Consider the following 15,977-nt stretch of genomic DNA (forward strand, 5'->3'; position numbering starts at 1 on the left):
CTTCACAAGGGTTGGCTCTTCGAAGAACTCGATTGACGGCACCGAAGGCGCCCGATCAGCTGTTGTCGGCTGCGGGGGGAACCGTGACGGTCACCGTGTAGACGCGCACATCCGCGTTGTCGGTGTCCGCGTCGCCGTCAGCGTCATAGACCGAGGTGACCGTGATGGTGTTGTCGCCCGCAGACAGCGTCGCCGAGGCCCCCGTGCCGGTCGTGGCGTCGGCGGCCTCCCACGCGACCGTCACCGTCGCGTCGTCGGGGAATGCCGCTGCTGCGGTCACCGTCACAGACGTCGTGCCCGCCGCTGCGGTGCCCTCATAGGAGAAGATGCCCGTCTGGAACACCCCGAACTCCACGTCGGAGATCGACAGCGATTTCAGCGCCGCCGAGACCGGCATGTTGTAGGCATAGAACTTGCCGGAGACGGTGTCGGCCACCCACATGGTGCGCCCGTCGGACCAGATGCCCGCCGGCCAGGCTTTGCCCGTTTTCCCGAGACTGCCGAAGTCCAGATGGCCGCGGCGGACACCGGTGGCGAGGTCGTACGCGTAGAGCGTGTCGGCGCGGCGGTGCGAGACCCACATGGTGATCCCGTCGGACCAGATGCCCTGAGCGTCAAAGTTGCGCGAGAACTCTGATTCGAGATTGATGGTGCGGGAGCTCATGTGGTCGCCGCTGTCGAAGTCGTAGGCATGCACGCGCCGGAATGCTTGGTCGAGCACCCACATGAGGTCGCCGTCAGACCACACCGACTCGGGATCGGGCGGGTATTCCGCCACAGACCGGACGAGGGCGAAGTTCCTGTCGGGCACCGTGTTGCCGGTGTCGAAGTCGATGGCGACGACTTTGGCCGCAGTGCCGAGGTCGTCGGCCAGCCACATGGTCTCACCGTCAGACCAGAACCCCTTGATGTTCACATTTCGATCCAGCAATTCTTGATAAGCGAATGTGCTGAGGCAGGCGCCGGAGTCTGAATCGACGTTGAGGCAGGCACCGGTGTCCAAGTCGAGCTCGTAGACCCAATTGGAGTTCACCTGCACCCAGACCGTGGTCCCATCGGACCACAGATCGGTCACGCCGCCCTGGTCTCGCGGAAGCACCGGAGAGACGTCCTTGCCGGCCTGGCGCGAGAACGCTCCGTCATCGTTGATGAGGTGGATCGTGACCGACGTGGCGGTGGTGCTGACGAAGCCGTCGGGCAGGTCTCCCAAGCCGAAGACCACATGCTCGCCGTCGTTGTGCTCGGTGTCGTCGACGGCGGTCACCGTGAAGGTCTTGGCGGTCTCGCCCACGCCGAAGCTGAAGCTGAGGTCCTCGACGGAGTAGCTGACGTCGTCGGCGACGGCGCCGCCCCGCAGTTCGGATGTCAGCGGAATCGTGACCGGCGCTGTGGGCGGGCTGTCGAGGCGGACACGGACCTGCACGGGGTCGCCGCCCTCGTACGCGTAGTCGTTCGCGAGCACCCTCGCCCGGCACTGCGCCTGATAACTCTGCGCAAAGCACTCGTCCGCGTACCGGCGCGCCCTTTCCAGTCTCACTTCGATGTCGTCGTCGACGATCTCCACCGTCGCGGTGGTCTGGACTGCCGCACGGAACCCCGGCGGCAGATCGCCGAAGCTCAGGGTCAGCCGGTGGCCGTCGTTGTTGAGGCTGTCGTCGGGAACGGTCACGGTGAACGTCGCGCTGGTCTGGTCCGCAGCGAACACCAACGTCGTGCGCGACAGCGAGTACTGGCGGCCCTCGCCGCTCAAAGCGATCCTCAGCGGCACCGACACCTGCCGCTGGGGCAACTCGTACAGCTCCACGGTGATCGTCACCGGCGCGCCGCCCTCGGTGACCCGGTACCTCCCTTCGGCGAAGCTGGCAGCCACGTCGGGAGCGTCGGTGTCCACCAGCGTCACCAACGCCGTCGCCGACCACGACAGCCGGGAGCACGACGGGATCGACGGGCCGAGGAGGCTGAGGGTGAGCGTCTCGTCGTGCTCGAATCGGCTGTCGTCGTTCGCGGCCACGGTGAACGACGCCTGGGTCTGGCCTGCCGCGAATGTGAGCGTCGAGGGCGCCAGCGTGTAGTCGTCGTCGCTCACGCCGTCGCCGCGGCTCGCGCTCAGCCGGAGTGTGACCGGCGTCTGGAGTGCCTCGGACAGGGTCGCCGTGATTGTCGCCGCCGGGCCTCCCTCGGTGACGCGGACTCGGGTGACGCGGGCCTGGTTCGGGCTGAGCCAGGCAAACAGCCTCGAGCACACCTCATGAAGAGAAGCAGTGTCCCCGGTGCCGCTGCTGTCCGGTGGGGTGCTGTCTGGTGGGCTGTTGGTGTCCGGGTTGTCGGTGTCGGGGGTGTTGTCTGGGTTGGTGTTGTCGTTGGGGGTTTCTGTGCCGGTGGGGCTGCGGGGTGCGGTGGTGGTGCGGCAGTTGCGGAGGTCGTTGTCGAGTGCGTAGCGGGCAGCAGCAGCAGCGTCGGTGACGCGTGCGGCGGGGTAGCCGAGCTCGGCGAGCTCGCCGGAGATGTCGTCGCTGATCGTGTCGGTGTCGCCGACCACGACCGCGAGCTGCGGGCGGACGCGTCCCAGCGCCGAGCGCGTGTCGCTGCCCAGCCCGTCCGCGCTCGCCGTGTAGAGCACCACGCTGTCGCCCAGCGCCGCCGCCAGCGCCGCTGCCGTGCCGACGTCGGCCTGCGACCAGCCGTTCGCGATCACCGCGGCCTCCGCGCAGCCGGACGCCCACCGGCGGGCCGCCAGCGCGGCTGTCGCCACCCGGTCCTTGCCGCCCACACGCTCTGTCCCGACGCCGCCGGCCGCCCCGGCCGCCGCAGCGACAACCGAGTCAGGCACCGCCGCCGCGCCGCCCACCACCACGATCCCGCCGACCGCCTCACCAGCGAGCACCTGCCGCGTCTGGTCCGGCAGCGAACCCGAACCCGAATACAGCACCACATCCGCGCCGCCCGCAGCCGCCACCGCAGCCGCCACACCCACATCAGCCAACGACCACCCATCCGCCAACACCACCCCCGCAGCGGCCCCGCCCGAACGGCCCGCCAGCACCCGACGCGCCGCAGCAGCCGCCGTCGCCACCCGATCCGCGCCGCTCACACGCTCCACCACAACACCGGGCGCCAACGACTCCAACTCCGCAGCCACACCACCGCCCAACGCAGCCTCACCGCCCACCAGCACCACACCCGACACCACACCCGCATCCCGAACCACACCCCCAGCCGCCTCGCCCAGACCCCCAGCCGACTCCGCCGCCACCACCACATCACCCACACCGCCACCCACCAGCCCAGCCGCCACACCCACATCAGCCAACGACGAACCATTCACCACCACCAACACCACACCACCCGACCCAGACTCCCCGCCAGACTGCGCGCCCACCGACGGCGCCACACCCACCGCCAGCACCAACACCGCAACACAACACCCCACACCCGAAAGCCGAAACCTCATCACCCCACACCCGAAAGCCGAAACCTCATCACCCCATATTAATCTCATCACCCCATATTAAGAGGACCAGTTCTTTGACCTCGGCGGGGACTCTCGCCGGGACCGGCCCGCTCAGTCCCAGCCGGATTCTCCCCGCACGACCGCCAACTCGATCGCCTGGGCCTTGACCGCCTCGGCGAGCCGGCCGATCTCCGCCTGGGCCTCTTCGAGCTCCCAGTCCCGCTCCCCAGCAGACCGCCCCGGCTTGGGGGACAAAGCAGCCAAAGCAGCGCCCTTGGCCGTGCGACGGATCGCGATCACCGACGACACGACCACCCCCCACCCGCGGGCAGCATCGACCTGGGTGACCGCCCCGCTCGCGACCTGCAAACAGAACTCCCGCTTCGTCTCCGCGGACAGCCTCCCGGGCGGCCGCGGCGCACCCCGCCGAGCCGTACCTGCACTACCGTCGTTCACTGAGCCTCCGTTCGCAGTCGGGATCACTACAGACCCCACACTGCCACGGAGGCTCAACCCATCCCCGGACCACAAACGTCAACAAGGTCCATGGTCATTACATGCGTGTCAACTAGGAGACCGCTGATTTATTCGGATTCGGGCAAGCCTGCAATGCTCTGACCTGTGGCTTTGTGTCCGTGAATCGGCGATTTCGGCAATTGCTCAGCAGTCTCCTAGCGGAGTATCCACTATCGACTTCGTCCTCGCTGACTTCGAAGATGATCTCGGAATCTCGCAGCGACACAGCCATCTCCCTGTCGGCGTCTGTCACCACTTCACTGTAGGGCAGCGGTGCCCGAGGTGATGAGGGGGTAGAGGCCATCGGCGCCGGCGCCGGTGGCCATGTCGCCCAGCACCCCGGTCCAGTGGGCGTCGGAGCCGTACTCCTTGCGCCAGCTCCACAGGCGACGGCTGAAGTGGTGCAGCGGGTACTCCTGGGTCATGCCCATGGCGCCGTGTGCCTGATGGCACGCTTTGGTGGCGCGGGCGGCTGCTTGATTGGCGATGAGCTTGGCTGCGGCGATCTCGAAGGGAGCATCGCCCCGGGTGGCTTCCCGGGCAGCGATCTCGGCGGCCATGCGTGCAAGCGCCGCATCCTGCGCGGCCCACACCAAGTGCTGCTGCACGGCCTGAAAGCGGGCCACCGGACGGCCGAACTGCACCCGCTCGTTGGTGTAGCTGACGGTGAGTTGGCACATTTTCTCGATGGCGCCCGCCATCAGCGCAACCCGCGACAGCGCGCCACGCTGCGCCAAGGCGCCGGCGTCCACGCCGTCGGGAGCGGGGGCCGCAACACCGGTCGCGCCATCGAAGCGCACCGTGTCGCGGGGCTCGCCCGCCATGTTGGGGAGGTGCGCGATCTCGCACTCCGCTGCCGGCACCGAAGCGACGGTCGTCTGCCCATCACACTCGCAGACACACACGATCACCTCGGCGCTGCGCGCCCACGGCACCCGATGCGCCTCGCCGGTCAGCGTCGTGGTGCCGTCGCTGGCGATCTCCATTGAGCACGCTCCGCCGCCAGACCAGCCGCCTTCGGCCGCCCGAGGAGGGACGACCGTGACCAGTCCATCGGGTCGCTCCAAGCCAGCCACAGCCAGCAACCACCCGCCGAGGACGCCGTTCTCAGCAGCCGGGATCGGGGCTGAGTGGTAGCCGACCAGCCGCAGCACTTCGATGGCCTCGGCCAGCGAGCCGCCCGATCCGCCCGCCTCCTCTGGAACGGCGATCAAGTCGAAGCCAGTCTCGCGGAACGCTTCCCAGATCTCGGGCGCACCGCCGGCTTCTTCGGCGGCCTGCACGGCCTCGTGCGTGCACAGCTCGCCGAACAATCGGTCGGCCGTGTCGGTGATCAGCTCGTCGACCACCACAGGCTCGGGAGTCGCTCGCACCGTCATGCCGGCAGCCCCTGCAATCCCTTCGAGGCCACCGAGCGCAGGATCTCGATGGTGCCGCCCCGGATCGTGTTGCCCGGGAAGGTCACCACGCACTGCGCCAGCAGCCGCTCGAACAGCGACTCGGATTCGGGTGAGTATTCCTCGTCGATGAGCTGCACCAGCTTCTCGACGACCTCCAGCTCGTAGCGGGTGCCCATCTCCTTCACCAGCGCCGACTCCACCGACGGGGCCTCGCCCTCGTCGATCAGCCGGGCCACCGACAGCGACAGGTTCCGGATGCCCCACCAGCGAGCCGCCAGCTCGCCGAACAGGTCCGACACAGCACCTTCCATCTGCGTGCCGGCGGCCTCGCGCAGCAACTGCTCCACCGTCGAGAACGGCGAGAGCCACCGGTCCGGACCGCCGCGCTCATAGGCCATCTCGGTGGTGTTCTGGTGCCAGCCCATGCCCGGCTGGCCCACGACGTTGGCGTCGGGCACGAACACGTCGTGAAAGGTCACCTCGTTGAAATGGTGGCTCCCGTCCAAGAAAGGGATGGGGCTGATCTCGAGGCCCGGCGAGCGCAGGTCGATCAGGAACTGCGACAGCCCTGCGTGCTTGTTGCCGTCTTCCATGGGCGCCGTGCGCAGCAGGCAGATGAACCAGTCGTTCATGTGCGCGTTCGACGTCCAGATCTTGGTGCCGTTCACCACCCAGCCATCCCCAGAATGCTCGGCACGGGTCGACACCGAGGCCAGATCCGAGCCGCTGTCAGGCTCGCTCATGCCGATCGAGAAGCCCAGCTCGCCCCGGCAGATCGGCGGCAGGAACCGCTCACGCTGCTCGTCGGTGCCGAACTTCAGAATCACGTTGCCGGTCTGGCGGTCGGCCACCCAGTGATGCCCCACGGGTGCTCCCCAGCGCAGCATCTCCTCGACCACGATGAAGCGCTGCACCGCGGTGCGATCCGAACCGCCCCAGCGGGACGGCAGCGCCATGCCCACCCAGCCCCGGGCGGCCATCTTCGCGGAGAACTCCCGGTCGTGGTCCGCCGCCATGCCCAGGCACGGCTCATGACTGCCGGGCGGCAGCTCGGCGGCCAGGAACTCGCGCACCTCTGCCTGGAGGTCAAGTTCGGGACCGGTCAACTCGGTCGGCGTGAATCTCATCTGCAACCTTTGGGACGGTTCGGGATCTGGGTCGATCAGGCCAGGGCAAAGCCGCGGTAGTTGTCCGACGCTACGTTCTCGCAGATCTCAACGTAGGGCGGGAAGCCCGGCAGCGGCATGAAGACCCGGGTCTTGCCCGGAATGTTCGCCCCCAGGTACCACGAGTTGCAGGTGGGGAACAGCGTCAGATCGGCCACGGCATTGACGTAGTCGACCCAGTAGGCCTCGGCATCGGCTTCGGGCTCGATCATGGTGGAACCCCGGGAGCGGAGATCCGCCAAGCACCGAGCGATCCAGTCGACATGCTGCTCGATCGACGGCATCATGTTGGTCAGCACGGACGGGCTGCCGGGACCCGACACGGTGAACATGTTCGGGAAGCCGGTCACACCCAGTCCAAGGTAGGTGCGCGGTCCGGCGTCCCAATGATCGGCCAGTCGAGCGCCGTCACGCCCGGTGATGTTCATCCGCAGCAGGGTTCCGGTCATGGCGTCGAAGCCGGTGGCGAACACGATCGCGTCCACCGGGTACTCCTCGCCGTCGACCACGACGCCCGCTGCCGAGATTCGATCGATCGGCGTTTCGGACACGTCCACCAAGTGCACGTGCGGCAGGTTGAACGTCTCGTAGTAGCTCGTGTCGAGGCACGGGCGCTTGCAGGCAATCGTGTTGTGCGGGGTGAGCTTGGCTGCGGTCTCGGGATCGTCGACGATCTCGGCGATCTTGCCGCGGACGAACTCCGCGATGCGGCCGTTCGATTCAGCGTCGAGGCCGATGTCCCCGTACGCCCGGTAGAAGGTGAAGCCGCCCACCTCCCACCGCTCAGCCATGCGCTCGTCGAACTCGGCGGCGCTTGCTTCCTTCGCGAGATCTTCGCTATCGGGCAGCCGCTGCACCATCGCCGCTTGCTGGGTTGCCATCTTGGCCCGCCGCTCGCGGTAGTTGGCCTTCCAGTCGGCCTGTTCGGCCGCAGCCAATGGCTCGTTGCGGGCTGGCACCGAGTAGTTCGGCGTGCGCTGGAAGATCGTCAGCTCGCGGCACTCATCGGCGATGACGGGGATCGCCTGGATAGCCGACGAGCCTGTGCCGATCACACCCACCGACAGCCCGGAGAAATCGACGCCTTCGTGCGGCCATCGACCCGTGTGGTACGTCGGCCCCTCGAAGGTCTCGATGCCGTCGAAGTGGGGGACATTGGCCGTCGACAGGCAGCCGGTTGCCATGACCACAAAGCGCGCCCGAAACTCGCCGCGGTCGGTCTGCAGCTGCCACTGGCTGCCGGCGTCGTCCCAGCCGACCCCGGTGACCGTCGTCTTGAAGCGGATGTCGCGGCGCAGGCCGTAGCGGTCGGCGACATGGTTGGCGTAGCGGAGGATCTCGGGCTGGCCGGAGTAGCGCTCGGTCCACTCCCATTCCTGCTCGAGTTCGGGGTCGAACGAGTAGGAGTACTGCATCGACTCGACATCGCAGCGGGCGCCCGGATAGCGGTTCCAGTACCATGTGCCGCCGACGTCATCGGCCCGCTCGACCACCGCCACGTCGAAACCGAGTCCGCGCAGCCTGTGCAGCATGTACATGCCGGCGAAACCGGCGCCGACCACGACCACGTCATGGACGCTCGGCCCGCCGTTCAAGCTCGCTCCGTCAGGGCTGCTCATCGTCGCAGAGACTACCGATGCGCCCGAGGCGGAGCCGGAGAATGCGCAGATGGATGCGTGTTCCCGCTGCGCAGCTTGCTGTTGCCCGCTCTCGCCCGCAGTCCTCATGCGATGGGGTTCACGGGGGGCTCACGGGCCGCTCGGCCTCAGGGCGCGGCGATGTGGCACGCTCCGGGAATGGGCGAGCCCTGCGACCTATCTGCGAGCCGGGCGCGGGCGCTGCTGGAGGCCAGCGAGCTGTCAGCGACAGAGCTGCTGGAGTCGTGCTTGGCACGCGCCGACGCCACGGACGGCGCGGTGAACGCGCTCGTCACCCGCGACGACGATGCGGCACGCGCAGCAGCCCGGCAGATCGACGGTGCACGTGCCCAAGGCGAGCCGCTGGGACCGCTGGCAGGACTACCGGTGGCGATCAAGGACATCCAAGCCACGGCCGGACTGACCACCACCTACGGCGCCGTGCCATTCACCGACAACGTGCCGGTCGCCGACGACGGGATCGTGGCGAGGGTGCGAGCAGCCGGCGCCGTCATCATCGGCAAGACGAACACGCCAGAGCTGAGCATCGGCGCCAACACGGTGAATCGCCTCTTCGGCGCCACCGGCAATCCCTTCGATCCCTCGCTGACCTGCGGAGGCAGCTCCGGCGGCTCGGCGGTGGCGTTGGCCTGCGGGATGGCGCCGCTCGCAACGGGGTCGGATCACGGCGGCAGTCTGCGCATCCCGGCCTCGTACTGCGGGGTCGTCGCCCACCGGTCCACGCCCGGCACCGTCGCGCACGACGAACGCACGATCGGGCGGACCAACTACAGCGTGCAGGGACCGATGGCCCGCACAGTCGCCGACGCGGCGCTGCTGCTGTCGGTGGTCGCCGGCCGCGATCGCGCTGCCCGCCGTGATCCCATGGCATTCCCGCTCGACGCAGCCGCGTTCGCCGATCTGCACGGCGTCGACGCCTCATCGCTGAAGGTCGGCGTCAGTGCCGACCTCGGCGGCTTGCCGGTCTCCGGAGCTGTCAAGACTGCGTTCGCCGACCGTGTCGAACGACTGGCCGGCATCGTCGCTTCGGTCGAAGAAGCCGACATCGATCTCAGCGATGCGCTCGACGTGGACTGGCAGCTCCGCTCGGACATCTTTGCCACCAACTATCACCGCAGCATTCACCGGTTCGATCCCGATGCCGCTGGGCCCGACGGCGGCTTCAACCCCAATATCCGCGCCACCTACGACGAGGCGCTGCGGACGACGGTGCTGGACATCGCGAAGGCGCGACGCCGCCAAGTCGAGCTGTACCGGGCGACCGACGCGCTGTTCGACACGTTCGACGTCGTGATCTGCCCGGGAGTGAGCGTGCCGCCGTTCGACTGGCACCAGCTCTATCCCGCCGAGATCGACGGGCAGCCAGTGCGCAACTACATGGCATGGCTCGGCCTGTCGGCGGCGCTCACGGTGGTGGGCCATCCGGTGACCGCGTTGCCGTGCGGTCTCGATGGCCAGGGCACCCCGTTCGGCCTGCAGATCGTCGGCCCTGGCTACAGCGACCGCCGGCTGCTGGGCATCGCCGCGGCGTTGGAGGCCGCTTTCGCCGACGACCCGACCATGGCGCGGCCCGTGCCTGATGTGCACTGGCTGGAGAACGTGGAGACCAGATGCAGGACCGAAGGACGGATGGTCCACTCAGCCGCGCCGTCGCAGCAGGGAGCCGCCGCAAACTCAGGTCAGTGAGGGCCGGCCGGCGGCGGTGACCCGCAGTGTCGCCTCGACGAAGAGCTCGCGGCCATTGCTCGGGGCAGTGCGGGTCAGGAAGTCGACGGTGATCTCGGGATCGAGCGCGCCCGCCTCGGTCGCCTCGGCTCTCGCAGCTTCGACTGCCTGCGCTGTTGCCCACTCCCGGGCTTCGGACAGGCTGTGCCAGATCGGCGGATCCTCGCCCCAATGCGCCCGGTAACTGCCGCGGCGGGGAGCCGTCACGGTGACGTGCTTGGTGATCCGTATGCGTGCCACCGCTGCGCCCACGGCATTCGCGACCTCGGCGTGAGGGGGGACTACTGAGACCGTGCCCAGCAGATCTGCGATCAGGGGCGCATAGGTCACGGCGGGCGCGCCGATGACGACGATCGGGACGGCCGCGCCGGCGTCGATGCGAGCGAGTGGCGCCGGATCGGACTGTTCCGGTACGACATCGCCGGCCACGGGCACACCTGCGGACGTGCCGCCGTCAAGCAGGCCCCAGAGCGGGCTTGCGCCGCTGCGCGCTGCGTCATCGGGCGGCAGGTCGTCGGACGCTGTGCCATCGGACGCTGTGCCATCCGTCGCCGCGCCGCCAGACGCAGCGCCAGGGGACAGGGCCGCGGCGGGACGGCCGAGGGTGCGCTGCCGGCGGTCGAGAGCTGCCTGGGTGAGCGGCCGCCGAATCTCGGTGGGGACAATGCCGTCAGAACTGAGCGCCACGCCCAGCAGCGCCTCTGCGGCATCGCGCAGCACCACCTGCAGCACCCGGCGCGACAACTCGACGGCCCCCGTGCCGATGTCGACGCCGTAGCGGTCGCGCTGGCGGCTGAACAGCTCACTGCCCAGCCGCGCCGCCTCTGCATCGCCCACCGCTTCCGCATCGACCAAGCCGAGCACGACGCAGGCATCGGTCGGCGTCAGCGCCGCGCGCCGCAGCGCGCCGCCGCGTTCGAGCCGTCCCAGCGCACCACGCCAGCGGGCCGATCGCTTCAGGTCCGCCAGCTGGAGCGCCCCGCCCGCCGCCCGCACCAGCCGCAGGACCTCGCCATCGATGCCGTCCGCTCCCTCACTGCCGCCGGCGCCGTCGTCGGTCCCCCCGGGTCTCGCGTCGAGCAGGACCTGTCCGAATTCGGTCAGCGGGGTGTCAGCGGAAAGCTGCTGCTGCAGCATTCCCAGCACGACATCGGGATGCCGCCGAGCGGCGACGCACAGCGGGATGACCCGGCGCGGCCCGATGGCCAGCTCGCCGCTGGCGCCATCGGCGGGGATCCAGATCTCACTGTCTCCACCCAGCCCGACGGTCGTCGTGGGAAGCGCCGTCACCATCGTGGCGTGACCGGCCACGACGGCCGTGTCGTCTTCGCCGGAAAACCCCGCCGCCGCGACGCCGTCGCGGATCGCAGCGATGTCCGTCGTCGTGCCGCCGATGTCGGCGATGAGACAGGCCGCGTCGATGTCGAGTCCGCCCTCCGGTGCCGACATCGCGAGGTGGCGGGCGCCGATCACGCTCGCCGCGGGTCCGGAGAGCACCGTTTCGATGGGACGCAACGTCACGAAGTCAGCCCCGACGAGAGAGCCGTCGCCGCGTGCGACCATGAGCGGGGCGCTGAGTCCGAGCGATGCCATGGCTGCCCGGATCGCCTCGGCGAACCGCGCCGTGACCGAGATGAGCTGGGCGTTGAGCAGCGTCGTCACCGCGCGACGCGGGCCCCCAAGCCGTGGCGACAGCTCATGGCTGCACGTCACCGGCTTGCCGGTGAGCCGGCGTATGGCGTCACGCGCCGCCAGCTCGTGCGAGTTGTTGCGGACGCTGAACTGAGCCGCCACCGCGTACGCATCGACAGATCCGTCGATGCGTTCGGTGGCCCGATGCAGTTCGTCCAGGTCCAAGGGGGCACGCATGTCACCTTGGGCGGTGTGGCCGCCGTCCACCAGCACCACCGGTGCAGACCCCAGATTCCCGCCCAGGCGCTCCTGCTCTGGGCCGCTGCCCCGCTCACCGGACGGGGAGTCCGCCCGCATGCCGCCTCGCCGGGCGCTGCCCACTCCCAGACCGACGCGCCCCAGCTGTTCGGGTTCGAATCCGATGGCGACCAAGCCGGCGGGACGCCCCGCGCCCTCCACGAGCGCGTTCGTCGCCAGCGTCGTCGAGACCGCCACCAGCCCGATGTCGGCTGCACTCGGGCCGTCGTCTGCCGGATCGGCTGGATCGGCTGAACCGTCGCCTCCCGCGAGCACGCGCGTCATCGCCTCGACCACACAGCTGTAGAGGTCGTCGTGCCTGGTCGGGGTCTTGGCAGCCGCCACGACGCGGTCGGCAGCCCCATCGGCGTCGAATGCGTACACGACGGCGTCGGTGAACGTGCCGCCGGTGTCGATGCCCAAACAGAAGCGGCCTGGCGCCGGCCCGAGCGGTGTCGTCACTGCAGAAAGTGTGCCAGCGAGAAGCCTGCGGGTGCAGCGACCTGCGGGTCGAGTGGACTCGATCGCTCGCGTCGGTGAGACTGCGGGCACGGCGGTCAGCCGCACTGTCCCCGGTGCCATGGCAACCGCCCGTCCACCAACGAAGGCAGTGGCGCAGGGAGGAACCCATGGGTGTCAAGTCAGTGAACGAGATGGTTGCGGAGGCCAAGACCCGCATCGACAACATCTCGCCGACGGAGGCGCACCGGCGCGTCATCGAGGAGAACGCCTTGATCGTCGACATCCGCGATGTCCGGGAGCTCCAGCGCGACGGCGCCATCGTGGGCTCGACGCACGCGCCCCGCGGCATGCTCGAGTTCTGGGTGTCGCCCGAGTCGCCGTACACCAAGGCGGAGTTCCAAGAAGGCCGAGAGCTCATCTTGAGCTGTGCGGCTGGTGGCCGGTCCGCCCTGTCTGCTGACACGCTGCAGGACATGGGAGTGGCCAAGGTCAGCCATATCGAGACCGGCTTCGCCGGCTGGCGAGCTGACGGGTTCGCAGTCACCGACTACGACACCTTCCGGTCGCAGCGCTGATCACCGCGGGATTGCCTGCCCAGTTGAGGTCACAGCGGTGACGGACACTGACGCGCCCGAGGCCAAGCAGGTCACCGGCTATTGCGAGCCGTGGTCGCTGCGCGCCGGTGAGACCGTGCGCCTGATGGCGTCGAGCCACAGGCCCGGCCGGGCAGAGGTCGACGTCACGCGGCTCGTCTGCGGCGACCCCACCCGCTACGGACCAGGCTTCGACGAACGCCCCGCTCTCGCAGTCGACAGCTGGTCAGTCGAGCTCGACGAACAGCCGCTCACGCCCGGCTCGTACGGCGTCGCGTCCCTCGACGGCCTAGTGGACGGAAGACGTGTGAGCTTGCAGGCATGGGTGATGCCGACACTGCCTGATCGGTCGGCGTGCATCGCGACGCTGACGGCTCGGTCCGCAGAGGCACCTCAGGGATCGGCAAGCACCGAAGTCCTGCGGCTCGAACTCGACGACGGTCGGGCGGTCGCGGTGAGCTCGGCAGCCGGGCCGGAGACTCGCGTCGTCATCGACGAGGTGCCGCTCACCCGCAGCCGGTGGTATCTGATCGCAGCCGATCTCGACGTTGAGGCGGGGACGCTGAGCGCCGTGCTGGTGACGCCACGCTCGGATTCGCCTGGTCGCGACGCCGTCGAAGGAGACCGGCTCAGCGACACGTCTGCAAGAGACCTGTCTTCGGGTTGGGCCACGCAAGCCGATCACGGCGTGCGAGAGGTGACGACCTTGGGATCGACGGTGCCAGCCGCGGGGGTCGCGTCAGCTGAGCTGTGGCTGGGTGCCGGTCCTCGCGGCGAACGATTCGACGGCCGCATCGCGAGGCCGATGCTGAGGTGGGGCGACACCACCGCCCGCTGGGATCTCAGCGCCGACATGGCTGGTCGCACGGTGACGGCCGGCGAGGAAGCCGCCGGACCGCTCGTGCTGCACCAGCTGCCGACCCGTGGGATCACGGGGCCTGCATGGGACGGGTCAGCGCACCGATGGTCCGGCAATCCAGCGCACTACGACGCCATCCACTTCCACCACGACGACCTGTACGACGCAGGCTGGGAGACCACCGTCGAGGCGACGTTGCCGGAGGACCTGCCGAGCGGGATCTACGCCTTTCGGGTGCGCAGCGACGTCGGCGAGGACCGCGTGCCGTTCTTCGTCCGCCCCGCTGCGGGCGCGCGCACCGTCGATGTGGCGCTGCTGATGCCGACCGCCACGTACATGGCCTACGCGAACCACCGGATGCTGATCGACGGCGCCGACTTCATGTCCACGCGCACCAAGCTGCGGCCGGAGCACGCCTATGTCCGGGATCACCCCGAGCTCGGCCTCAGCCACTACGAGAAGCACCCCGATGGCAGCGGCGTCATGTTCAGCTCACGCCGTCGGCCCGTGCTGAACCTGCGCCCCGGCGCGGACGGCTGGAACTTCACGCCCGACACCGACATCAACGCCTTCCTCGAGCACCTCGAGGTCGGCCACGACATCGTGACCGACGAGGACCTGCATGCCGACGGCCTGGCTGCCGTCGCGCCCTACCGGGTGCTGGTGACCGGCAGCCACCCCGAGTACTGGTCCACAGCGATGCTGGACGTGCTGGCCGACTGGCAACGCAACGGCGGCCGGCTCATGTACCTGGGCGGGAACGGCTTCTACTGGCGGGTGGCGTTCAGCGACGACTGGCCGGGGGCCATCGAGCTGCGCCGCGCAGAGGACGGCGTGCGGAACTGGCAGACGGGGCCGGGGGAGAGCTACCACGCGTGGGGCGGCGAGTACGGGGGGCTGTGGCGCCGGCAGGGCCGTGCCCCCAACGAGATCTGCGGCATCGGATTTGCCGCGCAGGGCTTTGAGAAGGCCACGTACTTCGTCCGGGATCCCGGAGCGGACAGCTCGCGGGCGGCGTGGATCCTCGACGGGGTGCCCGGTGAGCACATCGGCACCTCCGGGCTGGGCGGCGGCGCGGCCGGGCAGGAGGTCGATCGCTACGACGTGGGCTTGGGCTCACCGGCCCATGCCGTCGTGCTGGCCTCGGCCACCACGTTCGGGCCCGACATGCTGCGCACCAAGGAAGAGTTCGAAGGCTCGGTGTACTTCCCCACGCCCGACCCGATGGTGCGTGCCGACATAGTCTTCTACGAGACGCCCGGCGGCGGCGCGGTGTTCTCGGTCGGCTCGATCTCGTGGTTCGGTGCCTTGGCGCGCGATGGCTATGACAACGACATCGCACGCATCACGGCCAACGTGTTGCGACGCTTCGCTGACCCCGAACCGTTTGGGTCGCCGCCGCTGCCGCGGAGCTGAGCCTGTACTGTCGCGGAGCTGAGCCTGTACTGCGTCAGCGGACTGCGTCAGCGGCTCACTCGTCGTCCTGCACGCGGGACATCAGCTCGCTGACCCGGTTCGCTGCGGGTGTGTAGGCCGGGTCGACCTCGGGGCCGGGCACGAATTCGGGGAGTTCCACCCGCTCGGGTCCAGACGGAGCTTCTGTGCGTGCGGGAGGCATCGTCGGCGCCGCAGCCGGAGCTGGTGCGGCCTCAGCGGCAGGCGCCGGATCCGGTCCGGCAGGATCTGTCTCCGTCGCGGTCGGCCCAGTGCTCTCGGGTGCAGGAACGCCGGTCGCGTCGCGAGCGGACTTCGAGCGCGCCAGCATCGCCGCCAAGCGAGGATCGCCACCGGATTCCTCCGCGGCGCCGGGGGTCGGTGCCGGTTCGGGGCTGGCATCGGCGGCCGGTGTCTCAGCGCTCGCTGCGGGCAGCCCGCGTGACTCCGCAGCGGCGGCACGGGCCTCGGCGATGCGAGCGCGTTCGGTTGCCGCTGCGATTTCGGCGCGAGCCCGCTTGGTGAGAAACTGGGGCCATTCGGCCTGTGGCACCAGCTTGCCGTGCGCGACCGAGATGGCTTCGACGCCGTTGTCGAACCGGACGCGGTAGCGCTTGATGGCGAAACCGATACCCCGGCCGCACTTGCCGGGAGTGCCTTCGGGGACGCCGGGAAGGTCCTCGGTCACTACTACCCGGGTGCCGCGCTTGTACTCGCTCATGACCCGGTTCCGCTGACACTCGCGCTCATCGCTGCGGGAGCGTATCGGCGAATGTGGACGGCT

10 protein-coding genes are annotated in these 15,977 nt (G+C 69.0%); 3 read left to right on the forward strand and 7 right to left on the reverse strand.

Features of this window, described 5'->3' with window-relative positions:
• Positions 1 to 55 precede the first annotated feature (55 nt).
• From ACOGXQ_RS19250 to ACOGXQ_RS19270, 5 genes are all read right to left on the reverse strand, one after another.
• Complete coding sequence (locus tag ACOGXQ_RS19250) at positions 56 to 3,451, reverse strand: Calx-beta domain-containing protein (RefSeq protein ID WP_419945214.1); 3,396 nt, start codon at positions 3,449 to 3,451, stop codon at positions 56 to 58.
• Positions 3,452 to 3,562: 111 nt separating this feature from the next.
• Complete coding sequence (locus ACOGXQ_RS19255) at positions 3,563 to 3,907, reverse strand: hypothetical protein (protein WP_419945215.1); 345 nt, start codon at positions 3,905 to 3,907, stop codon at positions 3,563 to 3,565.
• Between the two features lie 317 nt (positions 3,908 to 4,224).
• Positions 4,225 to 5,346 carry an acyl-CoA dehydrogenase family protein gene (locus ACOGXQ_RS19260; protein ID WP_419945216.1) on the reverse strand — a complete coding sequence of 374 codons (1,122 nt, stop codon included), beginning with the start codon at positions 5,344 to 5,346 and terminating at the stop codon, positions 4,225 to 4,227.
• On the reverse strand, positions 5,343 to 6,494 hold the full coding sequence (locus ACOGXQ_RS19265) for an acyl-CoA dehydrogenase family protein (protein WP_419945217.1): 1,152 nt from the start codon (positions 6,492 to 6,494) through the stop codon (positions 5,343 to 5,345). The genes ACOGXQ_RS19260 and ACOGXQ_RS19265 overlap by 4 nt, the downstream gene beginning before the upstream one ends.
• Before the next feature lie 35 nt (positions 6,495 to 6,529).
• Positions 6,530 to 8,152, reverse strand: a complete 1,623-nt coding sequence (locus tag ACOGXQ_RS19270) for a flavin-containing monooxygenase (RefSeq protein WP_419945218.1) — start codon at positions 8,150 to 8,152, stop codon at positions 6,530 to 6,532.
• A gap of 177 nt (positions 8,153 to 8,329) precedes the next feature.
• On the opposite strand from ACOGXQ_RS19270, the gene ACOGXQ_RS19275 reads away from it, so the two are divergent.
• Complete coding sequence (locus tag ACOGXQ_RS19275; protein ID WP_419945219.1) at positions 8,330 to 9,877, forward strand: amidase; 1,548 nt, start codon at positions 8,330 to 8,332, stop codon at positions 9,875 to 9,877.
• Here the strand turns inward: ACOGXQ_RS19275 and ACOGXQ_RS19280 are convergent.
• Positions 9,866 to 12,307 (reverse strand): hydantoinase/oxoprolinase N-terminal domain-containing protein, encoded by a 2,442-nt coding sequence (locus tag ACOGXQ_RS19280; protein WP_419945220.1) that lies wholly within the window; start codon positions 12,305 to 12,307, stop codon positions 9,866 to 9,868. The two genes, ACOGXQ_RS19275 and ACOGXQ_RS19280, sit on opposite strands and share 12 nt — an antisense overlap.
• Positions 12,308 to 12,474: 167 nt before the next feature.
• Here ACOGXQ_RS19280 and ACOGXQ_RS19285 point away from each other — a divergent pair, with 167 nt between their 5' ends.
• Both ACOGXQ_RS19285 and ACOGXQ_RS19290 read left to right on the forward strand, forming a co-directional pair.
• A complete protein-coding gene (locus tag ACOGXQ_RS19285) occupies positions 12,475 to 12,882 on the forward strand; it encodes a rhodanese-like domain-containing protein (protein ID WP_419945221.1) in 408 nt (135 codons plus the stop codon).
• Positions 12,883 to 12,919: 37 nt separating this feature from the next.
• Entirely contained in the window at positions 12,920 to 15,175 is a 2,256-nt protein-coding gene (locus tag ACOGXQ_RS19290) for a N,N-dimethylformamidase beta subunit family domain-containing protein (RefSeq protein ID WP_419945222.1), read from the forward strand.
• Positions 15,176 to 15,230: 55 nt separating this feature from the next.
• Here the strand turns inward: ACOGXQ_RS19290 and ACOGXQ_RS19295 are convergent, their stop codons facing one another.
• Entirely contained in the window at positions 15,231 to 15,914 is a 684-nt protein-coding gene (locus ACOGXQ_RS19295) for a hypothetical protein (protein WP_419945223.1), read from the reverse strand.
• Positions 15,915 to 15,977 lie beyond the last annotated feature (63 nt).

The sequence above is a fragment of the Candidatus Poriferisodalis sp. genome (assembly GCF_965208485.1).
GTDB lineage: Bacteria > Actinomycetota > Acidimicrobiia > Acidimicrobiales > Poriferisodalaceae > Poriferisodalis.

Excerpts from the sequence above, each read along its gene's own strand:
- ACOGXQ_RS19250 (WP_419945214.1), bottom strand. The coding sequence starts at position 3,451 with ATGAGGTTTCGGCTTTCGGGTGTGGGGTGTTGTGTTGCGGTGTTGGTG.
- ACOGXQ_RS19260 (WP_419945216.1), bottom strand. The coding sequence starts at position 5,346 with ATGACGGTGCGAGCGACTCCCGAGCCTGTGGTGGTCGACGAGCTGATC.
- ACOGXQ_RS19265 (WP_419945217.1), bottom strand. The coding sequence starts at position 6,494 with ATGAGATTCACGCCGACCGAGTTGACCGGTCCCGAACTTGACCTCCAG.
- ACOGXQ_RS19270 (WP_419945218.1), bottom strand. The coding sequence starts at position 8,152 with ATGAGCAGCCCTGACGGAGCGAGCTTGAACGGCGGGCCGAGCGTCCAT.
- ACOGXQ_RS19275 (WP_419945219.1), top strand. The coding sequence starts at position 8,330 with ATGGGCGAGCCCTGCGACCTATCTGCGAGCCGGGCGCGGGCGCTGCTG.
- ACOGXQ_RS19285 (WP_419945221.1), top strand. The coding sequence starts at position 12,475 with ATGGGTGTCAAGTCAGTGAACGAGATGGTTGCGGAGGCCAAGACCCGC.
- ACOGXQ_RS19295 (WP_419945223.1), bottom strand. The coding sequence starts at position 15,914 with ATGAGCGAGTACAAGCGCGGCACCCGGGTAGTAGTGACCGAGGACCTT.